General features: G+C 42.3%; 19 protein-coding genes. 12 read left to right on the forward strand and 7 right to left on the reverse strand.

What is annotated here, in order from left to right:
- The first annotated feature begins 315 nt into the window (after positions 1-315).
- On the forward strand, positions 316-2,124 hold the full coding sequence (locus GJB62_RS19525) for an endonuclease (protein WP_114082973.1): 1,809 nt from the start codon (positions 316-318) through the stop codon (positions 2,122-2,124).
- Between the two features lie 62 nt (positions 2,125-2,186).
- On the opposite strand, the gene GJB62_RS19530 is transcribed toward GJB62_RS19525, so the two are convergent.
- Together GJB62_RS19530 and GJB62_RS19535 are read right to left on the reverse strand one after the other, a co-directional pair.
- Positions 2,187-3,938: an ABC transporter ATP-binding protein gene (locus GJB62_RS19530; protein WP_114082974.1), complete on the reverse strand. Its 1,752-nt coding sequence runs from the start codon at positions 3,936-3,938 to the stop codon at positions 2,187-2,189.
- Between the two features lie 189 nt (positions 3,939-4,127).
- A complete protein-coding gene (locus GJB62_RS19535) occupies positions 4,128-4,781 on the reverse strand; it encodes a hypothetical protein (RefSeq protein ID WP_114082975.1) in 654 nt (217 codons plus the stop codon).
- 380 nt (positions 4,782-5,161) lie between these two features.
- Between GJB62_RS19535 and galE the strand changes: the two genes are divergently transcribed.
- The 4 genes from galE to GJB62_RS37525 all read left to right on the forward strand — a co-directional run bounded on the left by galE (position 5,162) and on the right by GJB62_RS37525 (position 6,952).
- Entirely contained in the window at positions 5,162-6,160 is a 999-nt protein-coding gene (galE, locus tag GJB62_RS19540; RefSeq protein WP_114082976.1) for a UDP-glucose 4-epimerase GalE, read from the forward strand.
- 162 nt (positions 6,161-6,322) lie between these two features.
- On the forward strand, positions 6,323-6,559 hold the full coding sequence (locus tag GJB62_RS19545; RefSeq protein ID WP_245245964.1) for a type II toxin-antitoxin system Phd/YefM family antitoxin: 237 nt from the start codon (positions 6,323-6,325) through the stop codon (positions 6,557-6,559).
- Positions 6,556-6,843 (forward strand): type II toxin-antitoxin system VapC family toxin, encoded by a 288-nt coding sequence (locus tag GJB62_RS19550; RefSeq protein ID WP_245246216.1) that lies wholly within the window; start codon positions 6,556-6,558, stop codon positions 6,841-6,843. The genes GJB62_RS19545 and GJB62_RS19550 overlap by 4 nt, the downstream gene beginning before the upstream one ends.
- Positions 6,791-6,952 (forward strand): PIN domain-containing protein, encoded by a 162-nt coding sequence (locus GJB62_RS37525; RefSeq protein WP_245246192.1) that lies wholly within the window; start codon positions 6,791-6,793, stop codon positions 6,950-6,952. The genes GJB62_RS19550 and GJB62_RS37525 overlap by 53 nt, the downstream gene beginning before the upstream one ends.
- 48 nt (positions 6,953-7,000) lie before the next feature.
- On the opposite strand, the gene GJB62_RS19555 is transcribed toward GJB62_RS37525, so the two are convergent.
- The gene (locus GJB62_RS19555; protein WP_181852869.1) at positions 7,001-7,702 is read right to left on the reverse strand and encodes a hypothetical protein; all 702 of its coding nucleotides are present in this window, start codon (positions 7,700-7,702) and stop codon (positions 7,001-7,003) included.
- The gene (locus GJB62_RS19560) at positions 7,677-8,924 is read right to left on the reverse strand and encodes a sulfite exporter TauE/SafE family protein (protein ID WP_114082978.1); all 1,248 of its coding nucleotides are present in this window, start codon (positions 8,922-8,924) and stop codon (positions 7,677-7,679) included. Before GJB62_RS19560 ends, GJB62_RS19555 begins: the two co-directional genes overlap by 26 nt.
- A 259-nt stretch (positions 8,925-9,183) precedes the next feature.
- On the opposite strand from GJB62_RS19560, the gene GJB62_RS19565 reads away from it, so the two are divergent.
- The 3 genes from GJB62_RS19565 (at position 9,184) to GJB62_RS19575 (ending at position 12,113) form a co-directional block, all read left to right on the forward strand.
- Positions 9,184-10,158, forward strand: coding sequence for a toll/interleukin-1 receptor domain-containing protein (locus GJB62_RS19565; protein ID WP_114082979.1), 975 nt, complete (start codon positions 9,184-9,186; stop codon positions 10,156-10,158).
- A 365-nt stretch (positions 10,159-10,523) separates the two neighbouring features.
- Positions 10,524-10,922, forward strand: a complete 399-nt coding sequence (locus GJB62_RS19570) for a type II toxin-antitoxin system death-on-curing family toxin (RefSeq protein WP_114082981.1) — start codon at positions 10,524-10,526, stop codon at positions 10,920-10,922.
- A 135-nt stretch (positions 10,923-11,057) separates the two neighbouring features.
- The gene (locus GJB62_RS19575; protein ID WP_114082982.1) at positions 11,058-12,113 is read left to right on the forward strand and encodes a M20/M25/M40 family metallo-hydrolase; all 1,056 of its coding nucleotides are present in this window, start codon (positions 11,058-11,060) and stop codon (positions 12,111-12,113) included.
- A 235-nt stretch (positions 12,114-12,348) separates the two neighbouring features.
- On the opposite strand, the gene GJB62_RS19580 is transcribed toward GJB62_RS19575, so the two are convergent.
- Positions 12,349-12,804 carry a hypothetical protein gene (locus GJB62_RS19580; protein ID WP_114082983.1) on the reverse strand — a complete coding sequence of 152 codons (456 nt, stop codon included), beginning with the start codon at positions 12,802-12,804 and terminating at the stop codon, positions 12,349-12,351.
- Positions 12,805-13,441: 637 nt separating this feature from the next.
- Here GJB62_RS19580 and GJB62_RS19585 point away from each other — a divergent pair.
- From GJB62_RS19585 to nifJ, 4 genes are all read left to right on the forward strand, one after another.
- Positions 13,442-15,088 carry an alpha/beta hydrolase gene (locus GJB62_RS19585; protein WP_114082985.1) on the forward strand — a complete coding sequence of 549 codons (1,647 nt, stop codon included), beginning with the start codon at positions 13,442-13,444 and terminating at the stop codon, positions 15,086-15,088.
- A 1,012-nt stretch (positions 15,089-16,100) separates the two neighbouring features.
- The gene (locus GJB62_RS19590) at positions 16,101-16,778 is read left to right on the forward strand and encodes a DUF6875 domain-containing protein (protein ID WP_114082986.1); all 678 of its coding nucleotides are present in this window, start codon (positions 16,101-16,103) and stop codon (positions 16,776-16,778) included.
- Positions 16,779-17,342: 564 nt separating this feature from the next.
- Positions 17,343-17,486, forward strand: coding sequence for a hypothetical protein (locus GJB62_RS19595; RefSeq protein WP_159402537.1), 144 nt, complete (start codon positions 17,343-17,345; stop codon positions 17,484-17,486).
- Between the two features lie 195 nt (positions 17,487-17,681).
- The gene (nifJ, locus tag GJB62_RS19600; protein WP_114082987.1) at positions 17,682-21,329 is read left to right on the forward strand and encodes a pyruvate:ferredoxin (flavodoxin) oxidoreductase; all 3,648 of its coding nucleotides are present in this window, start codon (positions 17,682-17,684) and stop codon (positions 21,327-21,329) included.
- A gap of 145 nt (positions 21,330-21,474) precedes the next feature.
- Here nifJ and GJB62_RS19605 read toward each other — a convergent pair whose 3' ends face one another.
- Both GJB62_RS19605 and GJB62_RS19610 read right to left on the reverse strand, forming a co-directional pair.
- Positions 21,475-23,148 (reverse strand): ATP-binding protein, encoded by a 1,674-nt coding sequence (locus GJB62_RS19605; RefSeq protein WP_114082988.1) that lies wholly within the window; start codon positions 23,146-23,148, stop codon positions 21,475-21,477.
- Between the two features lie 310 nt (positions 23,149-23,458).
- Positions 23,459-25,378 carry a GTPase family protein gene (locus tag GJB62_RS19610; RefSeq protein WP_114082989.1) on the reverse strand — a complete coding sequence of 640 codons (1,920 nt, stop codon included), beginning with the start codon at positions 25,376-25,378 and terminating at the stop codon, positions 23,459-23,461.
- Positions 25,379-25,502: the final 124 nt, after the last annotated feature.

The raw sequence follows: 25,502 nt of genomic DNA on the forward strand, positions 1-25,502 counted from the left end.
CTACTTTGTACTAGCTTCATGAAGTTATCCAACGCGACGGTGATTGAAAAGTATAACAGTATACGTAGGCGCTGCTATAGCCTCCTGTGCAGAAGCCATCACAGACATCGCTACCAATAATTAATTATCAATATTTGATATTAAAAATGGTATCTAATAGACAGTAAATGTAGTAAGTAAATAGAGCCAAATTTCCTTTTGTCCTGGTATTTTCCCTCAGGGAGAATGCTCACCTTTACTCAACCTAAAACTTCTCTTAATTGAACTCTATTCAAAAGAAGACTAATCTAGAAAATATCTTCATTGGAAGAGAGAATGAAACTCATCAAATTGTTACTATTTAGTATTGTTCTCATCTTCTTTGCATGGATTAGTCCACTGCACGCTAGTCCAATAGCACAATTGCCAACTCCTTCACTTCCAGTTGCCCAACGAGAAACAACATTTCTGAAAAATTCCCAGGATGTATTGACTGTTGCAACTTTTAACGTCGAGAATTTAGACCCAAAAGATCGACGTTTTGATGATATTGCCAAAATTATTCAGAGTAATTTGAACGCCCCAGATGTCATCAGTTTGATTGAAGTTCAGGATAACAACGGGCCAACCAATGATGATGTTGTGAATGCAAACGAGACTTACCAAAAACTGATTGCTGCGCTCGAAAATATCGGTAGTCCGAAATACAATTTTGTGGATATTGCACCCAGTGACGATCAAGATGGTGGAGAACCTGGAGGTAATATCCGTGTCGGTTTATTATTTCGGCCCAGTCGGATAACTCTAGCAAAACTGCCCAAAAAAGGCGGTTCATTAGATACTGTGGCTATTACTAAAGGTACAAATGGTCTTGACCTTTCACTAAACCCAGGTCGAATTGATCCTACAAATAGTGCTTTCGAGGACAGCCGTAAGCCACTCGTAGCAGAATTTATATTTAACGAGCAAAAGCTGTTTATCATTGCTAATCACTTTGTTTCTAAGCTGGGAGGTTCTCCTGGCGATGTTCAACGAGTCAAGCAAGCCGAAATCGTTAATAAATTCGTAGGGCAAATATTAGAAGTTGACCCGCAAGCAAAAGTAATCGTACTGGGTGACTTAAATGATTTACCCGATTCCTTACCTCTGAAAACTTTAAAGGGTAATATTCTTGAGAATCTGACGGATCGTTTACCTGCTAGCGATCGCTTTACTTTCAAATTTCGGGGAAAACCTCAACTTATTGATCATTTGTTGGTCAGTGAAAACCTTTCCGGTTTTGCTCAACCAAAAATTGACATTGTGCATGTCAATGTCGGCTTTAGTCAGCCTGTCAGCGACCACGATCCTGTGATTGCAGCGTTTACATTACCTACTAGCCAGTCCACCTCTGACACTATTCCTCCTGTTGTTCAACCTACTCCCACTCCCGTAAATGATTCGGCAATTATATTGCCTCAATTATCCAAAGTCGCTCTAGTTGAAGAACTTGCTAAGAAGTATACGCCTAGCAAAACTTTGAACTACGATCGCGCCAGAGACGAAATGTTTGGCATTATTGACAACCAAGCGGGTATTGTGACAGATATCTATGCCAGTTACCAAATTCGTCTAAATGGTAATGGCGATCCTAGTCAGGAAGCTGACAAATTAGGGCTGAATACTGAACACGTTTGGCCACAAAGTAAAGGGGCTGACAACGGTAATGCTCGAAGTGACCTTCACCATTTATTTCCTGCACGAGAAAATATTAATAGTGAGCGAGGAAATAAACCCTTCGACGATATAGCCGACACCAGTACTAAAAAATGGTATCGAAATGATACTGTTCAATCTACAATTCCTAGTAGAGCAATTGACGAGTTTAGCGAATCATCATCTGCTAAATTTGAGCCTAGAGAAAAAGTAAAAGGGGATATAGCTAGGGCAATTTTCTACTTTTACACTATCTATCGGAATCAGGCTGAGAAGGTAGACCGAAATTACTTTCAGAATCAGCGTCAGACTCTGTGTAAATGGAATCGCCAAGACCCACCTGATATTACTGAAATAGAACGCAGTCACGCGATCGCCAAATTTCAAGGTAATGATAATCCATTCGTGCTAGATGTCACATTAGCAGAACGGGCATACTGTAATCCCTAAAGATTTGGGTAGCACAGTTGTGCTACCCAACAAACAATAAAATATTCTTTTCGGTCAAAACTTTAATGCAGTAATTCCTCAACTTGATGCTGGCTCCACAAAGTTCTGTATAAACCCTGTTGTTGCAATAGTTCTAAGTGATTGCCTATTTGAACAATTTTTCCCTTTTCCATCACAAAAATCCTGTCAGCCGCAGCCGCCGCAGATAATTGATGGGTAATGAAAATTACTGTTTTGCGTTCAGTACCACTGGAGAGATTTTTGAGGATTTGCGTGGCTGTTTGATTATCCACACTAGAGAGAGCATCATCCAAAATTAACACTGGCGCATTGACCAGCATCGCTCTAGCTAAGGCAGTACGTTGCCGTTGACCACCAGAAAGAGTGATACCGCGTTCACCAACAAGAGTTTCATATTGCTGAGGAAAACTATTAATTTCTGATTCAATTTTGGCAAGTTTAGCAACAGATTCTATCTGCTCTTGTTCGCTAATTGGATCGCCATAGCGGATATTATTTTTGATTGTAGTGCTAAATAGAAAACTATCTTGAGGAACGTAAGCGATCGCACCTCGTAAATCTGCCAAAGCTATTTTAGTAATATCCAGCCCATCTAAAAACAATTGTCCTGATTCAATATCCAACAAGCGCGGTAAAGCATTCGCCAAAGTGGATTTTCCCGAACCAATTGCCCCAACAATGGCCACGGTTTCTCCAGGAGCAATAGTAAAATTAACGTTTTCTAAAGCTGGAGTAGTCGAACCAGGGTAACTGTAAGTGAGATTTTTCGCTGTCACTTCCCCTTTAAGTTCAGCTGCTTGTAGGTGTATGGCCTCAGCTGTGTCTTGAATTTTCGGTGTGACAGAGAGAATAGATTCCAGGCGATCTATACTAACTTCACCCCGTTGATAGGCAGTAATTGTGAATCCTAAAAGGGCTGTGGGGAAAACTAGACGCTCTACATAAATTAACAAGGCTAAAAAGTCGCCAACCTGAAGTGCCCCAGAAGACATCCGCGCTGCCCCTAGCCAGATAATTACCAGCGAACTGACATTAGCTAGCCCACCAATTAGCGGAAACAGGGTATTTCGGAGTTTTGCTAGTTCCAGGTTAGCAGTCAATAGCTGCTGATTTTTTTTGGAGAAGGCTCGACGCTCATTTGCTTCTTGGGCATAGATTTTAATTAAGGCAATGCCACTAATATCCTCCTGGATGAGTTCGCTGATTTCAGAGAGTTGCTCTTGGACTGCTGCTTGCTGTTTGCGTAAGCGATCGCTAAACAGACTCACCAACAAGAGCATAAAAGGGTAAACTGCCAGAGACGCTAGCGTCAGATCCACACTAATCGCCAGCATTACTGGCAGTGTCAGGGCGTAGGCAAACACTGTATTTGCCAAACTCAAAACGGCAAAACCCAATAAACGTTTGATATTGTCCACATCACTAGTAGCCCGATTAATTAAATCGCCAGCAGTATTACTGGCAAAATAAGCCGGCTCCAGCTTGAGCAAGTGTTCAAAAATCCGTTGTTTCAGGTCAAATTCCACCTGACGACCCACCCCAAATAGCCAAATGCGTGATGCCATCCGCATTAGCCACATCGCCGAACTGAGCAAGACAATTATTACTACATAATGTAGTATTTCGTTCCAGTTGAAAGTTGTTGAGAGTTTATCAACACCAGCACGAATCAACCAAGGGATATAAACGCCCAGTGCATTGACAGACAACAAAGCGAGAATGCCTAATGACGCTTCCCGCCAATGGGGTCGTAAGTAAGCACTGAGTTTAGCGATTCGTCGAGATTTTGCCATTAAAGCAATTTTGCAACTTTATCATCCTAGATTAACTGCTAGCCCAAGCAGGCAGCTATGTAGAGAGAATGGGGAATGGGGAATGGGGAAGGGAAAAACCGATTTGGGGACAGTGGCTAACTAATTCAACCCTTTGCCCTTTGCCCTTTGCCCTTTACCCTTTACCCTTTACCCCTTTTTTTTACTTTATTACCGTTGAACACGCAAGAACCTGTAAATTTCAACGAGATAACTTTCCCAAGTTCTTGTTGTCAATTGCAACGTTTCCGAATTTGGTACAAAGTCTTCAAGTCGTAAACCGCGTGTGCGAATATCTTGAGGATTTCCTTGTAATAAATAGGGAGGCACTCTCAGATTATAAGAAATAATGCTATCTCCCTTTACATCTGAGATGTTTGCTGTGGTGTTTGGTTGCCCTAATGCCACCAGTATCCCAGATGTTGGTGCAGCAGATGCTACAGATGTGTCACCTGTCATTGCTAGAGGTGCGCGATAGAGGAAATAGGCGACTGCTGGTGTACTTGCCAACAGCAAAATCGTCAGTGCCCAACCTATCAAGTATCCTCCTGGTTTTTCGATTCCACCTCCTTTAATTTTTTGAGCAGCTAAAATCATCAGTAAAACAGAGGCCCCCAGAGGCTTGAGTGGAAAAGATAGCATTCTCCACAAAGATGCCACAGCTGGTTCACTGGGGTTAAGAAATGAAAGGGCTACGATTACCAAGATAACGACTAAGATTAATCGCCCTACAAAAGTTCCAGAGGGATAAAATCGCTGGAACAAAGAATATACGATAGTGCCAATCAGCAGCCACAGCAGTACCCGGCTTAGCAATAGAAACATAGATTAACTCTCAAATTTTCTGGTGCGGTGAGCCAGTGTGGTGGTAAGACAGTCCACTTGACTAGAGGTTTTTATGCCCCAGGAGGAACTGTCCTGCATGGTTTCCCTGTATAAAACAACTAGTGACTTCTTAGCCGCAACGCTAGAAGCGTCACCCATAAGGGTCAACCTAGAGGTTTCGGGAAATGGATTTATTTTATTGTCAAATTGTAATCGTACTGTTTGACTTAAAATACTTCAAACCTCACACCCAAAGACTACCGTCGTAGTGATTTTAGTTCAAATTTTTAACACTGCGTCTATTATTTATAATTTTCCAGAAGAGTAATGTGGCACCGGTAAACTAAATTAATTGAGTAATCCACTTAAAAGGAAAAACTATGTCGTCTGGAAAACCTACCATTTTGGTAACAGGGGGAGCTGGATACATTGGTTCTCATACGGTGCTAGCTTTGAAGCAAGCGGGTTATAACGTTGTCATCCTTGATAATCTGGTCTATGGGCATCGTGACCTGGTAGAAAAGATTTTACAGGTAGAACTGGTAGTAGGGGATACAGGCGATCGCGCCTTACTAGATCACCTATTTAAAACCCGCGATATTGCTGCTGTGATGCACTTTTCTGCCTACGCCTACGTAGGAGAATCAGTGACTGACCCGGCTAAATACTACCGCAATAACGTTGTTGGTACTTTGACCCTGTTAGAGGCGATGCTGACAGCATCTGTAAAGAAATTTGTCTTTTCTTCTACCTGTGCTACCTACGGCGTGCCAGAATTTGTACCGATTCCAGAAAACCATCCTCAAAATCCGATTAATCCTTATGGCACTACAAAGCTAATGGTAGAGCGGATTCTTTCTGATTTTGATATTGCTTACGGTTTTCAATCAGTGCGTTTCCGCTATTTTAATGCTGCTGGTGCTAATCCCAATGGCTTACTCGGCGAGGATCACAACCCAGAAACCCATTTGATTCCCTTGGTGCTGATGACAGCTTTAGGCAAACGAGAGTCTATCTCAATTTTCGGCACCGATTACCCCACACCAGATGGTACTTGTATTCGTGATTATATTCATGTTAATGACTTAGCAGATGCCCATATTTTGGGATTGGAATATTTATTAAAAGGTGGCGATAGCGAAGTTTTCAATTTGGGCAATGGTAGCGGCTTCTCTGTCAGAGAAGTAATTGCAGCCGCCGAACAAGTGACAGGAACTTCGATACCAGTAGAAGAGCGCGATCGCCGTCCCGGAGATCCCCCAATTCTCATTGGCACTAGCGAGAAAGCCAGAACAATCTTAGGCTGGCAACCTCAGTACCCATCCATCGAAGATATTGTCTCTCATGCGTGGCAGTGGCATCAAAAGCGACATTTGTAAAAGAAGAATTCAGAATAAATTAGTGGGGGAATTGCTGCCCCCACCATTTGTATTAAGTAATCAGATTACAAAGAAGGCAGGCTGAAAGGGTAGATACGAAAAGCACTTACACAAAGAATCGCTTAAAATTAAGGCGTAAAAGCGATCGCACAAATTGGCGGTATGAAGTACCTCAATATTCAAGATACAGATAGTACCCTCACAGCGCTACTGTATGAGGTGACAGCAACTCAAACCGAAGTTGTAGTTACTCGTGATGGCATTCCAGTTGCTCGCATTGTGCCTTGGCAAGCAAAACAAACTTCTACTCATCACTACCCATTGCGGGGGCTGCCGATTGTGATTGCAGAAGATTTTGACGAATCTATGCCGGAACTTTGGGAAGCCTTGGGCGAATGATTTTGTTAGATACTCATGTTTGGCTCTGGTTACTCCATAATCCAAGTCAGTTATCGAGTCAGGCCCAAGCCGCAATTGATTCAGAAGAACCACAAAGTGGCTTGCTCGTCTCTACTATTTCAGTATGGGAAATTGCAATCAAATTCAGCATTGGAAAACTAACCTTACCGTTACCAATCGATGAATGGTATTCCTTAGCGCGAACGCACTCAGGTATTGTTTATCGAGTCTTTGAATCCTCTAGATGCGATCGCCAGTACACAACTGCCGGACAATTTTCATAAAGATCCAGCAGACAGAATTATAGTTGCGATCGCTAGACGATATGGAATTCCTCTGGTAACTTGCGATGCGAAGATTCTGAATTACCCTCATGTACAAACGATCTGGTGAACTGACTTCACACAAAGGGAGACACAAAGAAAAATGTCTCCCTACTGCCTACTCCCCACTCCCTCCTCTCATGTTTCGCAGTACAACAACTAAGATGCCGATAAATCCGAAGATTGGCAGTGCGATCGCCCAAATTGGTAATTTCTGAGATTCACCCTCTACTAAATCACCATTGACATCTTGCTGAATTTGTGTGTTTTGTGTAGAACCGCCTGCTACAGTAACTTCAAATTTGAACTTAAAAGGTTTGAATCTTGCCCCAGAGACTGGTTTACCATTTAGTTGCAACTCATAAATACCTGGTTTGGGAAAGGTAATTTCTGTACCTGGAATACCTTGATAACGTTCGGCTGCTACAGCTTCTAACCGTGGTTCCAGCAGTGCAGGCTCTCCGGTTGCATAAGGTTCAGCATAAACAGCCAACCGACAATTACACTGTGACAGGGGAATAACCCTTCCGCCTCTGCGGGTAAGCGCAAACCAGACTTGGGAGGGTTCTCCAGCCCGAGGATTATCATTTGGCTCAATGTGGAGGGTGCCACCAACATCTCCAGAAACTTCCACCTTATGAGCAGATGCAGGGTAAGGATTAGTTATTGATATAACTAATAAACTCAGGAATAATAAATACTTTATTGTTCCTTGACTCTTCCAAGAAATGGCTTTGAGTAGTTGATGCCTCTGTTTTTGACTCGTTGGGATTGAGCCAGAGAACAAGGATAATTTACCGCGATTTTGTTGGGGGGACATAAAACTTTTCTACGGCTAACTTTGACCAAAAAAAACGCGAACGCACTAGTAAGACACTGAGGGTAATAATTCCCATCAGTACTGCCGCTAAGTTATTTCCCCAAGTTGATTGCAAAGAACCCAGATAATGGGAACCAATCAACACAGCATGAATAGCACTCAAGAGCAAGGCTGGCACACCCAATAGATGAATCTGTCGCCAACGCTTGCCCAAAGATTTCTGCAACGATTCCCAACTCGTTAAAGCGGCGGGGGACATTAATATTAATGCTACAGCACCCGCAGCCATACCCCACTGGAATTCTGGCGGCATAAAAGAAAAGGCGGCAAAATTCCATTGCAATGAGTGTTCTATCATGTGGAAGGTGTGAACCACAGAAAGCACAAAAGATCCCACCCCCAAGGCGCGGCGATAACGCAATGGTGAAGCCCACAACCCACTAATAGGACGCGCAATTAACGCCAATATTAAGCAGAATAAAGCGGCGTGTCCGGTGTAATCTACCATTGTGTCACCAGTCCGTAACAAGGTAATGATGCCAATGATGAGTGTCACCCAACCGCCTAATCGAAATAACTGACTGCGCTTGTCTTTACTTACCAGCGACGTGGAGATGCCTACACCTAGCATAGTCGGCAGGGTTCCCAATCCAAAAGCCAGCATGGTTGCCCCACCCATCCATAAATTGCCAGTTTCAACGGCTTTGATTTGGGCAGCATACAGGAAACCACAGGGCATTAAACCCCAAGTCATCCCCAAAAGTATTGGTGTCCACCATTTGGTTTTAAAGGAAAGCTTAACCATTCCTGTGCTGAGGCGATCGTGTAGCCTACCTTGTAATAGGGGATGTAACACAGGAATACGCGGGAGCAAATCGGGTTTTACTTGTCCTAAGCCAAACCAAATCAGCATCACACCAGTCAAAATTGCCATCCAGTGCCGAAAGTCGCTGCCAATACCCGCTAGCTGTCCACTTTGCAGCAATACCGAACCTAACGCCCCAATGCCAGCACCGACTAGAGCATAGCTCAACATCCGCCCCAGGTTTAGCAAAAGATGAAATTTTAATTGTTGTCGCCAAGTATTCGGCTTTTCTAAGGGTGATGTCCCTTTCGGCTGATGAGACAGGGAAAATGCCACTGTTAAAGGGCCACACATCCCAAAACAGTGCCCAAAACTCCCCAGGAACCCCAGGATTGAGATCAGCAACAAATCTACCATAAAAAAAGTCCTGAGTTCTGAGTCATGAGTTCTGAGTGCCAGTATAAAGATTTTGAATAAGTAATAAGAAATTCTTTTTCTTCTTTACTTAGTACTCAGCACTCCTCTAGTGCGGCACTTTACATAAAGTTGCGATCGCTGTCAAAAGACAAACTGTCAAACTTGATATTTACTTTAGGGAATTAGTTCTTTTGTACTGGTATAAGATATAAAGGTATTAATCATAAGTAAATACCTGCGTCTAATTGATAATCGTCGAATGGCTACAATTTTTTTCTCTTATTCACATCGGGATGAAACCCTGCGCGATGAGTTGGAAATTCATCTTGCTATGCTAAAAAAGCAAGGCTTCATTGAGACGTGGCATGATCGCCGAATAACTCCTGGTGATGAATTCGATAAGGCAATAAGCAAAAACTTGGAAGAAGCAGACATCATTATTTTATTAGTCAGTTCAGATTTTCTAGCTTCCAATTACTGTTATGACATTGAAATGCAACGTGCGATGGAAAAGCATGAGCAAGGAGAATCCCACATTATACCAGTCATCCTGCGTCCATGCGATTGGCGCAGTGCCCCATTTGGCAAGCTCTTGGTCATGCCAACTGATGGCAGGCCTATCACAAAATTCCCCGATAAAGACGATGCTTTTCTTGAAGTAGTCAACGCTATCAAACGGACAATTACTCGCTTACAACTCCGTCAGGATTCCACGCCACCAAGCATAAGTTACGGTTCTGCTGTCAAACCACAAATTTTGGATATACCAAGATCGAGCAATCTCCGTATTCGCAAAACATTCTTGGATCGAGAGAGGGATCAATTTGTAGAGGAATCATTTGAATACATAGCCAACTTTTTTGAGAATTCACTTGCTGAACTATCCAACCGAAATCCAGAAGTAGATACGCATTTCAAGCGTATAGATGCAAATCACTTTTCGGCTATTGTCTACATTAGGGGAAAGAAAGCTACTGAATGTCGAATTTGGACAGGAGGAAGTAGCCGTCTTTTTAGAAGCGACATTGCATATTCCTCAAATGCTTCAGGAAGTGATAATAGTATTAATGAATCCATATCTATAGTTGATGATGGATATGCTCTTTTTCTGCAACCTTTGGGAATGGCTTTCTTTACAAGCCAACAGAATGTGAAGAAATTATTGTCTCAACAAGGAGCCGCTGAGTATTTTTGGGATATCTTGCTAAGACCATTGCAACAAGGCTCAACATGAGCGTTCTGTCATAAGGATCAATCTGTAAAGTAAAAGAGACCTCTTGCACAAATAATTTATAGTATAATTAACAACTGATTAACCAAAAGCTAACTGAGGATTACCGTCAATATTTGTATTTTCTAACTTCTAACCACCATTTTTGAGTTTATCATGCAAACCTTGAGACTTAGTAAGATCAAAAACAAATTGATACCATCTTTTCAAAGTCTAAAATTTAGACGTAGTAAGAATGGGGTACTTTTAGTTACGAAACATTCTGGTAATGCTCAAACGACACCTTACAAGTCTGAATTTGAAAAGGCTATGGAAGCTTATGAAAAAGTAAGCAGTAAGTATAGGAATGCACTTCGTGAGCTAGCTCAGTGAATGAGATTTTTTGGTTGAGTGAGGCAGTCATTAAAGCTATGCACGAAGAACAACTAGCAGAACACGGTGGACTTCCGGGTATAAGAGATAGAAATCTGCTTTTAGCTAGTTTAGATAGACCTAAAAATTTATTTGCTTATGGTGAACCTACACCAACTGTTTTTGAGTTAGCTGCTGCTTATGCTTTTGCATTTGTAAAAAATCATGCATTTATAGATGGTAATAAAAGGGTGGCTTTCGTTTCGATGGCTACCTTTCTGATATTGAATGGGTATTCTTTAGAAGTCCCAGAAAAAGAAGTTGTATTAATGATAAAAAGACTTTCAACTGATCAAGAGACTCAAGAATCGATAGCAGATTGGATTAAAGGAAATTGTATTAAAATAGATAATTAAGCTGATTGCGAAGGCACTTTGCAGGTTTATCTAATAAATTTAGAAAACCAAAATATTAAACCCTTCCTAGCAATCCTGGAAAGTTATAGCTGGGGATTTGCGCTACCCTAAGTCTGGAAGCCAAGGATAAATCACATGAGAAAATGGATTTGGCTGATGCTGTTGATGCTGATGGCAGTTGCTGTGGTGGGTAGCAGAGGTAGTACGCTTTTTGAACAGCGTTCCTCACCAAGAATTGTTGAAAGCATTCCTTTGGAAACGCCGCAACCACAACTAGAGTTAAAAAAAGTTGATGATACCCTACAAGTGTCTGCTGATAAGCTATTAAACCATATCCAAAAGTTAAATTTTCAGCGTTACACGACAAAAGAGCGATCGCTTACTCGCACTTACATCACAACTGAACTGAAAAAATTCGGCTGGAAGCCCAAATTGGAAAAGTTCTCTGAGGGTGTAAATATTTTTGCTGAACGAATAGGAACCAACAAAGCCGCTAAAGCAATTCTCGTCGCAGCGCATTACGATACTGTCGCTTTATCCCCCGGTGCTGATGATAACGCTAGTGGTGTAGCTGTAGTGCTAGAAGTCGCGCGTTTGCTTGGTTCTCACCCCACACCACGGACATTACAACTAGCTTTTTTTGACCAAGAGGAAGCAGGACTTTTGGGTAGTCAGGCTTTTGTGAGCCAGACAGCACGCTTGCAAAATTTAGACGGAGCGATCGTTATGGATATGGTTGGTTATGCTTGTTACACTGTTGGGTGTCAGAAATACCCGGCGGGTTTGCCCGTTACCCCACCTAGTGACAAGGGCGACTTTTTGGCAGTGGTTGGTGATACAGAACATTTGCCTTTGCTGAATGCCTTTCCAAGCTCACAGATTCTCCCCTCAAGCGCCCAGAATAAACAGGAATCAAATCTGCCACCAGTCCTCATACTACCAATTCCTTTTAAAGGTTTACTGACACCAGACACTTTACGTAGCGATCATGCACCATTTTGGTATCAGGGTGTGGGTGCTGTGCTGGTGACAGATACAGCCAATTTACGGACTCCGCACTATCATCAACCTAGCGATGTTCCAGCGACTATCGAGCGATCGTTTTTTACAGGAGCAGCGCAGATTGTGGTCAATGCTACTAGTAACTTGTTAAATAAGAATGAGGTTTTGCAAACTCAACCACCAAGCTGAGTGAATAATTCCTAATTAAATAGGACTTACGCAACAGTACAGGCATTAGGGGCAATAAACTACTTTTCGTCTAAAATCGGGGTTTTGACTATTCTTTGCGTAAGTTCGATTAAAGCACAAATCACTGAACCTCTTGCAAAAGTAACTTTTGCAAGAGGTGGGAAAAGGGTAAAGGTTTTTTCTTATTCCTTTTCCCTTTTCCCCTTCCCCTTTCCCCACTTCTGAAAGAAGTCTACTAATTAGGCGTAGCGGTAGTAGTATTTGGTTCAGGTAAAGTTAACGTCCAGTTCTGTTTATCATTGATTTGGAAGTACAAACCTTGGAAAATGAGCCGCAAAGCCGTTCGAGTTCTAACAAACTTCTGCACCAAATAAGTTCCTGGTTCAGCAAAGATACCATTAAATTTTTTTTTATAACCAAATTGTTTTGAACAGTAACTACCGGCTCCTTGGACTGTTACTACAAAAAATGGAGCTTGTTTGTATTCATTAGGAATCATAAAGATTCCATATACATGGTGACGACCACGCCACGGCTGAACAATAACCTTAGTAGCATTTACTTGAAATTTTTTAGTTTTTGATACTAAAAGATCCCCGAAATTACAATCAGAATCATTCACAGGCCACCACAGTGTAATAATACTCACGGAGAGTAACAAAATTAAAATATAGCGGAGTCTGCGACGCATAAAACCAAGAAAAATTGTTGATGCGGCTAGTAGAATTTAATGAGTAATGATAGTGCAGCTACAGCAGTAAGACTATCGACCTGCAACACCTCTGCAACACCTTCTAAAAGGCAAAGACAAAACATTAAGCGGCCGTTTAAAATGTGCTGTCAAAAAAATTGCAGTTACTCAATTTTGAGCCTTAGTTTCTAGATGATCACATACATAAATCTAGTTGCTCTGGATAAATGATTTTTGATTGTTGCTAACAAAATTTTGACATTGCTGAAACTGAGAGAATTTTGTATTTAATAATTCAAAATCCAAAATCTAAAATTTGATGAGGATATCAGCCGACAAAAAGTGCAAATTGGAGATGCGATTGCTTCGCCTGTTCTAGAGTTTCCTTACAGTATTAAACCTAGCGGAGAAACAATCAGACTTTTGTGGCTATTAACACTGATTCATGCTCAAATTTTTAGCTGTGATGAATTCTACAATTCGTTACTTTTGATGAGCTTTGATTGCTTTGAGCAGATTGGGGCGATTCCTATCGAGTTCAGGAAAAAATCTGCTTTGATTTCTGGGCGATTAAAGGGGTAGTCAAATACACAAATATTCGTTATATTCCCCTAAGTAACAGTTGGTATAAATATTTATGGGAAGACGTTGGAGAAGTCTTAAGACAGTTGCAGGTTTCTTTAGTGCAATTGTACTTACACAGTTTGGGGTAAATACTTCGGCTATTGCGGCTGACACTGTTGTTGTGCGTTTGGGTGTATTTACAGAATCGATATCCCTGACTGAGTTGCAAAACGCTGCCAAAACAGGGGAATTGCCTGGGAGCTTGCAGTCTTACACTAAAGGATTATCTGAACAACAACGCCGCTTCCTATTAGGGGCACTAGGTATGAATATACCGATGAACGTTGTCACCATTAATAAGTTGCTTAATACTCAGATTGGCACAACTATTCTCAATGACTTCGCTACAGCTTTAGCTCGAAAGGACAATGCTGGGGTACAAGCACTGAGAGGAGGATTGGTATTAGGCTCTACTGCGCCACAAGGTCTGTCTATATTGAGTTTTATCGCTGCTTATCCGAGTAAACGCTTAGAAATTGATTTACCAAAAGCTTTTATAGTTGCAGGGAGTTTGAATACAGCTTTTTGGCGCACGCAGCAATTTATGCTAGCCATTGCTCCCCGACTCGACTCGACAACACCGCAGATTGCTTTCCCTTTTGATCCCAGCCAACCTGGAACGGCTCAAGTAAAAATACTCAACTTAAGCCTGAATGACCAAAAGCGCAAACGCAAAATTCCAGTTGATATTTACTGGTCAAATGATGCAACTGCCAATAAACCCTTAATTGTCTTCTCTCACGGCTTAGGATCAGTCCGCACGGACTTGCGTTACCTGGCAGAACATTTAGCATCACACGGTTATGTAGTAGCTGCTTTAGAACATCCTGGTAGTAATGAGGATAATATTAATTCTGCATTACAGGGCAAAACCAGACCTGTGAAGCCTCAAGAGTTTTTAAATCGCCCTCAAGATGTTAGTTTTGTTCTCGACGAATTAGAAAAGCTAAACCAAACAGCTAATCATCCCCTACAAGGGAAACTTGCGACCATGAACGCGATGGTTGTTGGTTATTCTTTTGGTGGTGGTACAGCTTTAGCACTTGCGGGAGGCGAGTTACAACTAGAACGGCTCAAACAACGCTGCAAAAAGAACTTGGCTATCTTAAGTCTAGGAGAAGCTATGCAGTGCATCGCCCAAGAACTGCCAGAAAATACCTATCAATTACGGGATACGAGAATAAAACAAGCGATCGCTCTCAATCCTACAACTTCTCTGATTTATGGCGAAACTGGGTTAACTAAGGTGCAAATTCCGACTCTAGTGTTAGCAGGTTCCGCAGATAAAACCACCCCAGCTTTAACTGAACAGATTGTGGGATTTGACAAAATTCCATCCCCCAAATGGCTAGTTGGTATAGTTGGGGGTACTCATCTGAGTGTAAAAGACCCCAGTAAGACTATGGATCAGATCGGACAACCAAATACACCCATTAGTGGCGGTGAAGTTGTAGGCGAACAAGCAGCAGATATTCGCAAGTACCTTAAAGCTATAACTTTAGCGTTTGCTGCACAGATGACCCCAGAAGCTAAAAACTACGCCGTGTTTCTGACACCAGATTATGCTCAGTTTGCTTCGACTAAAGCATTTCCATTTCGCCTAATTACGCAGATTCCTTCTGATGCTATGGCAGTGGTGAAAGAATTTGCTGATAAATAAGGAACTGGCAATTAAACCAATATTTAATTCTGTAAGGGAGCTAGTTACTACAACCTTGACTCCCAAAGTTGTAGTAACTGGCCTTGTCTTACTCTTTAATCTCTCGCAGTTAATTATACAAATTCTCTGTAGATTTGTACTGAAGAATTCTTCAATGCTCTCTTCCTTTGCGTCCTTCTCTGGGAGATGCAGCGCGTTGGCACAAGCCTCTCATAGAAATGTTCATTTAAATTAAGCCCATCTTCATGAAGAATAGCAGGACTTCCGCATTGACAGGAAAGACCAAATATAGATCAATACGCTTCAGCTATTGTCAAAAAGCATAAACTGTGTTAAAGCGATTCATGTAGATACAAAGCAGCTGCTCTATGAGTTCTCCAATCGAGTACCTAAAGGATATTGCCCTTACAGCATAGGTGTATTTACCATCAGAAAATGATTAATAAAAATCTGAAATGACATATTTCAGTTGATACAGAATATGATTATTGTGTACAGTACGTAAGTAATAAATAAGTATAATAAGCAACAATTATGATGCCTTCTCTTAGCGAAGACACCCAGGAGGAACTTCAAAAACAAGTATTTAGACAAAAACTCTGTTTGTATAAAAAATATCAACCCGATGCTAGGCTGTTAAGTAAAAACTAAACCTTTACAGTAAAAATAACTATTTGGATATAAACTTTATAATATCTTTGTTGAAAATCATGGAAGCTTAAGAGTGTAAAAAAGTAAGATCATCTACTGGATAATATATGATGTATGTCTTTTAGCTCCAATACTAAAAAAGCAATAAGCACAACTTGCTTTGTGTGAAAATATCTTTGTGTATTGATTGGTGTAAATTTTTTTGATTCACAAAAATGCTTTAGCATTTTTATTGGCTACAAACTATAGATAAACCAAAAATAAAAAAGTCAAGGCTTGTTTTGTTTATTTAGAGAATAGTTAGTTTTAGGCACATAATTTGGATTCAGATTTCAACAATTCTTCTATTTCACCTAAGCTGATGCAACTATATACAATTCTTGAAATCGAACAACTCCAGGAATACGAAGACCGTCCTTACTTACTTGAAACTATAGAGTGGGTGAAAAGTTTTTTAGCAAGACCTCATCCTAACTTAGGAAGACCCGGCGCAGTTTGCCCTTTTGTACCTTACTCTCTCAAGTCAAACAGTATTCGTCTAGCAGTTATTCGTACCAAATATTTGTATCCAGAACAACTAGAAGAGATTGTTGGACGCTATAAAGATATCTTTTTGAAAATGAAAGTTAAAGAGCAGGAGTTAGAAATAAACAAAGCTTTTTTACTTATTTTTCCTGATGTCCATATAGAGGACGCTTGTAAATTAATAGATAGTGTCCAACAAAAACTTAAACCTTTGTTTGTTGAGTCAGGACTAATGATAGGAGAATTTCATAAACGTAATGAAACTCCCGGTATGCACAATCCAGACTTTCGTCCACTTCGTAGCCCTATACCCTTATTGGCTATACGGTTTATGGTTGAAGCTGACCTCCCCTTTCTTCTGAGTCCGGCTGATCCACGCTTACGTATTAGGTATTTGGAAGCTTATCTAAAGTGTTTTGATCGTAAATTTACGGATGAGACAAAGTTTAGAAATGCTCATCAAGCATTGGCTTTAGCCAAAGAGCAACTTAAACAAGAAAATTTGGTGCATTAGTCAAAATTCAGAATTATGAATACTCTACCCATGAAGGGATAGAGATTTATAAATGAGAGGTGTGTTGCACTGTTGCTAACACACCCTATTGGCATATCAAGGCTAAAATGTTGCAAAAAAATTGTAGGTTGGGGAGCCACTTGCGCGGGTTTCCCGCGTTGTAGCAAGTGGCGTTGGAGGCTTTGCCAAAGCCAACTGATATTATATGTTGGGTTGCGCTCCGCTTCACCCAACCTACGTTTAATGCTTCAAATCCTTCACCGACCTGTTTTGTTCCATCATCAGTAACTATTCCGTAAATAATTTTCTCATACCATTTCTGTGAGGCTGCGCCAAACCCTTTTAACTTCTTTCTTTCTTTCTTTCTTTGTGTCCTTCTCTGACGAGACGCTGCGCGAATGCGTCCTTTGCGGTTCGTTTCTCTTTCTTCTGTCTTGTACTTAAATATGGTTTAGCGCATCTTCATACAGAATTGGTATCATCTGAGAATTTCTCTGTATAGTCTACTTGCTAAAATGTATCCATGCGTTTAGGGCGCACTAACCCATGCTGTTGTGCTTGTGAATGGTTCAGGATTTGCAGCAATTGGTACATGAAGCGATCGCAGTTCAGCTTGAATTTAGTAAACAAAAATATTCCCGAACCTATACCCCACAAAAAAGAATTAATTATCTCAAAGCCTTATCTAATCAATACTTGGGTTATTGAGTACATGATTAAGACATATTAATAGATGCGCTATTTCAGATGAGATATTCATGTATGCAGTATTTATTTAAAGTTAACTGAAAAGCGCATAATAAACTGCTTGCTTGGCAATGCCTACCTGACTCTGGCTATTTTTAATTCTTCTATTTACGTGTTCTGATAATGCAGTTGAGAGACGGGGACAAAAATCATATTATGAACAAAACATTTGCAACCATTGATGGAAATGAAGCTGTCGCCCGTGTTGCTTACAAACTAAATGAAGTGATTGCCATTTATCCAATTACCCCCTCTTCAGCAATGGGTGAATGGGCAGATGCTTGGTCAGCAGAAGGTCGTCCCAACCTCTGGGGTACTATTCCCAGTGTCGTGCAGATGCAAAGTGAAGGGGGAGCGGCTGGTGCTGTGCATGGGGCATTGCAAACAGGTTCCCTGAGTACTACCTTCACGGCATCTCAGGGATTATTGTTGATGATACCCAACTTCTACAAAATTGCTGGTGAGTTGACTAGCGCCGTGGTTCACGTTGCCGCCCGTTCCTTGGCTACCCACGCTTTATCAATTTTTGGCGATCATAGTGATGTGATGGCGGCTCGTGCTACTGGTTTTGCATTACTGTGTTCTGCTTCGGTGCAGGAAAGTCAAGATTTTGCTCTCATCGCTCATGCTGCAACCCTAGAGGCACGAGTCTCGTTTATGCACTTCTTTGACGGCTTCCGTACTTCCCATGAAGTGCAGAAAGTTAAACTGCTTGCAGATAATGATTTGCGATCGCTCATCCACGATCATCTCATACTCGCCCACCGCAGTCGTGCCCTCACCCCAGATCGTCCAGTCTTGCGAGGGACTGCCCAAAACCCTGATGTCTATTTCCAAGGACGTGAAGGCGCTAACCCTTACTACAACGCCTGTCCAGAAATTGTCCAGCGCATCATGGATCAATTTGGAGAACGCACGGGGAGGCATTACCAAATCTATGAATATTACGGGGCCAATGATGCCGAACGGGTCATTGTTCTCATGGGTTCAGGCTGTGAAACCGTCCATGAAACAGTAGATTACCTTAATGCCCGTGGGGAAAAACTTGGTGTTGTGAAAGTGCGACTTTACCGTCCCTTTGATGTCCAAAGGTTTGTTGCAGCATTGCCAAATAGCGTAAAAGCGATCGCAGTTCTCGACCGCACTAAAGAAGCAGGAAGCGCCGGAGAACCTTTGTATTTGGATGTTGTGGCTGCTATCCATGAGGCGTGGGGGGATGAGAGCAGGGGAGCAGGGGAGCAGGGGAGCAGAGGGGAAGTTTTAGTAAGTCTTTCCCCTCTGCCCCTTTGCCCCTCTGCCCCTCTGCCTAAAGTTATTGGTGGTCGTTATGGTCTTTCTTCTAAGGAATTTACGCCGGCGATGGTGAAGGGGATTTTTGACAACCTTGCCGAAGCTAAACCGAAGAATCATTTTACGATTGGGATTAATGACGATGTTACTTATACTTCTCTAAACTTTGACCCTAACTTCTCTACAGAATCGGATAATGTTGTTCGGGCAATGTTCTATGGGTTGGGTTCAGATGGGACAGTTGGGGCTAACAAAAACTCTATCAAGATTATTGGTGAAGAAACCGATAATTACGCCCAAGGCTACTTTGTCTTTGATTCTAAGAAATCTGGCTCAATGACAGTTTCGCATCTACGTTTTGGCAAAGAGCCAATTCGCTCCACCTACTTGATTGACCAAGCCAACTTTATTGGTTGTCATCATTGGGGATTTCTAGAACGCATAGATATTTTGAAAGCTGCTATTCCTGGGGCGATTTTGCTGCTTAACAGTCCATACAATGCAGATAAGGTCTGGGAGAATTTGCCACTGAAGGTACAGCAGCAAATTATCGATAAGCATTTGAAGTTATACGTAATCAATGCTAGTCAGGTTGCCCGTGAAAGTGGGATGGGTGGCAGAATTAACACCATTATGCAGGTCTGTTTCTTTGCCTTAGCTGGGGTTTTGCCGCAAGAAGAAGCGATCGCTAAAATCAAACAAGCGATTGACAAGACTTATGGTAAAAAAGGCCCAGAAGTTGTCCGCATGAACTTGCAAGCTGTAGACAACACTTTAGATAACTTGCATAAAGTAGATGTCCCACAGACAATCAAAAATCAACAATCAACAATTAACAACCCAAGATTGCTGGACTCTGCTCCCGAATTTGTTCGGGAAGTTCTAGGCAAAATCATGGTGTGGGAAGGTGATGATTTACCTGTTAGCACACTACCTGTTGATGGCACATTCCCTGTAGGTACTGCCAAGTGGGAAAAACGTAATGTTGCCGAAGAAATACCTGTGTGGGAGCCGGATGTCTGCGTTCAGTGTGGTAAGTGCGTCATGGTTTGTCCCCACAGTGCTATCCGCGCCAAAGCTTATCAAGCTGATGAGTTAGTCAATGCGCCAGAAACCTTTAAGTCAACTGGTGCAAAAGATAAAGACTTTGCCAATCAAAAATTTACCATTCAGGTAGCCCCAGAAGATTGTACAGGATGTACTATTTGTGTAAATATTTGCCCTGCTAAAGATAAATCTGAGCCATTGCGGAAAGCGATTAACATGGCGCAGCAGTTGCCTTTACAAGAGCAAGAGCGGAAAAACTGGGATTTCTTCTTGAGTTTGCCAAATCCTGACAGGCGATCGCTAAAATTAAACCAGATTCGCCAACAACAACTGCAAGAACCTTTATTTGAATTCTCTGGTGCTTGTGCAGGTTGTGGTGAAACACCTTATTTAAAATTATTAACACAATTGTTTGGCGATCGCGCCGTCATCGCCAATGCAACAGGTTGTTCTTCAATTTATGGTGGGAATCTCCCCACAACTCCTTGGACAACCAACGCCCAAGGACGCGGCCCCGCGTGGTCAAATAATCTATTTGAAGATAACGCCGAATTCGGTTTCGGCTTCCGTCTCTCTCTCGACAAACAAGCTGAGTTTGCGGCGGAATTGTTGCAACAATTGGGGAGTGAAATAGATGAAAACCTTGTCTATTCCATCCTGAAAGCTGAACAAAAATCTGAGGCTGACATTTGGGAACAGCGCGAAAGAATAGAACTGTTGCAGGAGAAGTTAGATGAAATCGTAACTTTCGACCCCAATTTCAAATCCAAAATCCAAAATCTCAAATCCCTTGCAGATTATTTAGTGAGAAAAAGCGTTTGGATTGTTGGCGGTGACGGCTGGGCTTATGACATTGACTTTGGCGGTATAGATCATGTAATTGCCAGTGGTCGCAATGTCAACATCCTAGTAATGGATACAGAAGTGTATTCTAATACAGGCGGTCAATCTTCTAAAGCTACGCCACGAGCCGCAGTTGCTAAATATGCAGCCAGTGGCAAGCCAGGAGGGAAGAAAGACTTAGGGATGATTGCCATGACCTACGGAAATGTCTACGTAGCGAGTGTAGCCCTTGGTGCTAGAGATGAACATACTCTCAAAGCATTTTTGGAAGCAGAAGCTTATGATGGGCCATCAATAATTATTGCTTACAGCCATTGCATCGCCCACGGCATTAACATGACTACCGGGATGAATCACCAAAAAACTCTGGTAGAATCAGGTCGTTGGTTGCTGTATCGGCATAATCCAGAGTTGCTTAAACAGGGTAAAAATCCTTTGCAATTGGATATGCGATCGCCTACGCAATCTGTAGAACATTCTATGTATCAAGAAAATCGCTTCAAAATGCTCACTAAGAGTAAACCAGACGTAGCCAAGCACTTGTTAGAACAAGCGCAAGCTGAGGTAGATGCACGTTGGCAGATGTATCAATATTTGGCAAAGCGTGATATTCCCACAGCATAAGAGGCAAGGGGCAGGGGAGCAGGGGGCAGGGGGACAAGAGGTGAGAACTTGAAAAAAGTCTTTCCCCTTGTCCCCAATTCTCCTTGTCCCCAAGTCCTCTTCCCCATTCCCAATACCCAATGCCCAATGTTTACGACGGGCAACTTTACGCACTCACCAGAAAGTATCGATCAATTTCTGCCGTGAGTATTTCAAAGTCCACAGGCTTGGTCAAGTGGCATTTAAAACCAGATTTAAGCGCAAGTTCCTTATCCTCCTGGCCACTGTAACCGGTGAGCGCAATCAGAATTGAGCGACTAAATTTAGAGTCTTTACTCAGTTCCTGTGCAACGGCGAATCCATCCATTTCGGGAAGCCCGATGTCACAAATAATCACATGAGGCTCCAACTCTTTTGCAGTTTGTACACCTGAAATTCCATTCTTGGCAATGGAAACTTCATGCCCGAAATGCTCAAGTACTGCTTTTAATGTTGTAGCAGAATCGTCATTATCTTCAATCACTAAAATCTTCAACGATTTTTTAGCCGCGTCTATAGTCTCCAGGTTGTTGTCCAAGATTTTAATCTCTTCGCATACAGGGAGAGTAACTTTGAATTCTGCCCCCAAATTGATCCCTCTACTTGAGGCTTCAACATTTCCACCATGAAGTTCGACAAGACTTTTGACTACCGAGAGTCCTAAACCTAGCCCACCCCTCGAACGGTCTAAACTGCGATCGGCCTGGGTAAACGGCTCGAAGAGTTCTGGTAAGATTGTCGGTTCTATCCCCATACCTGAGTCTCTTACAGATAAAGCTGCTAAACTGCCTGAGCCATTTTCACCTGGAATATATGAGAGATCCACCCAGATCGTCCCATCTGGTTTTGAAAACTTTAAGGCGTTATCAAGAAGGTTCCCAAAGATTTGAAAGAATCGCGTTGGGTCAACATAAGCCCATACGGGCGTGTTTGGCAAGTCTTCTACTACGGTAAGATTCGATCTCTTTATTGCTTGTGTATGGTCATTGAGACTCTGGCGAACCAATTCCAACAGATTCAACTTCTCAAGGTTTAATGAAATCTTCCCGTAAGTGATAGACGATACATCTAGTAACTCATCGATCAATTTCGAGAGGTGCTTAATCTGGTGCTGCATCATTAAAACTGTTTCTCCGACTGCACCAGTCACGCCCAGCTTCAATTTGAGAAGCTGAACCCCGTTTGAGATGGGGGCAACAGGATTCCTCAACTCGTGAGCTAGCATCGCAATGAATTTGTCTTTCAGCGCGTTTTGGTTCGTAAGTTTCTGGAAAAGTTGAACATTCGCGATCGCCACTGCTGTAGTGTCGGTCAAAATCTCAAGCAGTTCTATTTCTTCAGATGTGGCTAGGTGTGGTGTACTCCAGTAGGCTCCGATCGCACCCAGTGGATCGGCAATCCGTATAGGAACCATCACTAAACTTTTGACAAAAGTCACTTTATAGGCATCAATAGGAATTCTTGCATCCTGGTAAATGTCCTCAATCACGGCTGCTTGTTTATTGAGCATTGCCCAACCGGAGATGCAAGACTTGAGCGGAAAACGCATACCTTTCCAAAGTGGGCCGATGGCGTTTTCATCAACATAGTGGCAGCATTCACCATCCCGCAGTACAAAAGTTACTCCATCAGCATTTGTGAGATCGCGGGCTGCCAAACGCACAATCTCAATAATTTCCTCAATAGTCCGCACACAAGCCAAATCTTTCACGACTAAAAGCAGCCGATTGTAAGATGAAATACTATAGCTCTGATGTAAATTTTGTTCTTCAGAGATGGAGGTTTGTAATATATTTTTCATAAATAACTCCGAACAAAAAGGATGTTTGGTAAAAACTTAGTTAAAGCGGTAGGTTTTAGTAGACAGCTACTCTTAATCGTAATCTTAACTTTGATGTTAAAAGCTAAGAGATATTACGGCATTTTTTGTTCTCCTGTTTCCTATTTAGGAGTATAAAATATTTTAAAAAACTAAGTAAATATTCTAGTTAAAGCTCAGTACCAATGGAGTTTATAGTATTTAATGAGACTGAGTAAGCATGGCTAGCAAATTCGCTATTTAGGTGTAGCAGCATGGAAGATGCGGATATTACTTACTCAAGGCAGACAAATTATTTAGCGATCGCCAAATAATACTCAAATCGCTCCCGGAGTTTTTCAACCGTTAGATTCTGAGTCCAGTACTCGACTAGAGCGTGACCAAATGCCCAGGCATTGCGATCGGGTGAAGTGGAATTTTCTAGCAGTAGCGGCCAGAGGGATAGTAATTCAAAGTTGAGCGGGTTAGAGTTAGCTGTATTCAAGAGCGAGAAAAGCTCATAAGCCATTTGGAGTTTGCCAATCACAATTGGCAACTGTTCCACAGGAATTTGCTCTGCCAGAAGATAGGCTAGGGTTGGAGATCCAGTTGAGAGCGTAGAAACAAACTGGAGGACAGGACTTTTGAGCAATGCCGTTAGTCCCTGTGTTGTCGCCATCTGGAAGGTATAGTGGTCAATGATTTTGGCGGCGGCGACAGTACGGGCTTCGAGATTACGCAAAAAGCGGGCGAGACGGAGTTGTTTTGTAGGTGCGATCGCATCTACTAATCCCAGTGAAAGCGCCTCCACTCCCCAAGCAACTCGCCCTGTTTTGCTGTCACCCGTAACCATTGGTAGAACTAGATTACAGAAGTTTCCCAGTAATTTGGCGCGATACTCAGTAGCTTCCCGAATGGCAATTTCTTTTGGACGTTCGCCCCATTCCCAATCATAAGGCGGCTGCCATTCACGGATGGGACGCAGCCGATCTACTTGAGTGACGATCGCGATCGCAGGTAAATCTGCAACTTCTGCTTTGATATCTTGCAAAAAGTCTACATCCATTTGCAGGGCAGGATCGAGGGCAGGGGTGACTAACAGCAGCAAATCTGCATCGATAGCATAATCAAGCACCAGGTTTCGCAGATCGGCATGGTTGACTTGTTCGTAGCCAGGTGTGTCCAAAAGCGTCAAGGTTTCACCACTTTGAGTTTGCCATTGATAATTTTGAATGCGATCGGTACTGGGCAAAACATCAACGGCTGCTAAATCTGCCTGAAATAGCGTGTTAATCAGGCTACTTTTTCCTGAACCTGTGCGTCCCACCAGCAGAATATTCACGGGTTTTTGCTCAACTACCTCGGCTGGTTGAGCTTGAGTCAGTATTTCTCGCAGTGTTTGGGTTTTTGCCTTGGGTAAAGTTGGTGTGGATACTACGGTTGCTGAAACTGGTAATTTGCTACGTCCATAGAGGGCGATCGCTTGCCGACACAAGTTTTTCAGGGCAGCTTCCCGAAATAACTGGTTTAAATTCCCCAATAATTGCTGAGTTGCTTGGTTACTAGAACCCTGGCTGGCTTGTTTTGCCATCGCCGCTACCGGATTTAAAAGCCACTGTGCCCAGTTCCAAGCTTTCCAAAATTTTCGAGCCGATGGTTCCAACTTCCGGTAGACTTCATATCCTTGGTATGCTTGTCCAACCGTCACCTGATTAAGAACTGGGGATAGTTTTTGCATCCACTGATCCATATCATCCACCGTTCCCCGAATCAGCCCATAAGCCTGGGGGACGTAAATATTCAGCAGGGGATATTGAATTTGAGGATTGTAGATATGAGCGATCGCTACAACTAAATCCTGGCATCGCGTCCAAAAAGTTTGCCAGTCTTCCCAAATCGGGCGATCGCTTTGTGACGCTTGTAGAATCTCTTGGAGTGCGGTTTCTGCAAGCTTTGTGACATCACTTCCTACTGGTGGTCTAACTGTATCCTCTACTGCCGATTCTAATTCTTCTTGAACTTGAGCCAATACAGCTTCTACTTGGTTAACGGCAGGTTGAGTCCATTTTACGAGTAGCCAGCGCCAACCAACGAATAAAAGGGTGAACACACCCCAAATCCAACTAATACCCCACGCATGAATTTGCGAACCGGCGGCTACCAGTAAAAAAATAATGATAAACGCGATCGGGATTGCTAAGACGACCCACTGCCACGGTTTTAATCGCACCATTACCCTATACCTGCTTTGGTTAGACTGCTTATATTCCTATTGTCGATCTAAATCTGGTGGTGAGTTGTGGATTAATGGGTGTATTAAAGTGTAGTAATATGCTTACACTGGCTGCGAGTTCATG

The organism is Nostoc sp. ATCC 53789 (assembly GCF_009873495.1).
Lineage (GTDB): Bacteria > Cyanobacteriota > Cyanobacteriia > Cyanobacteriales > Nostocaceae > Nostoc > Nostoc muscorum_A.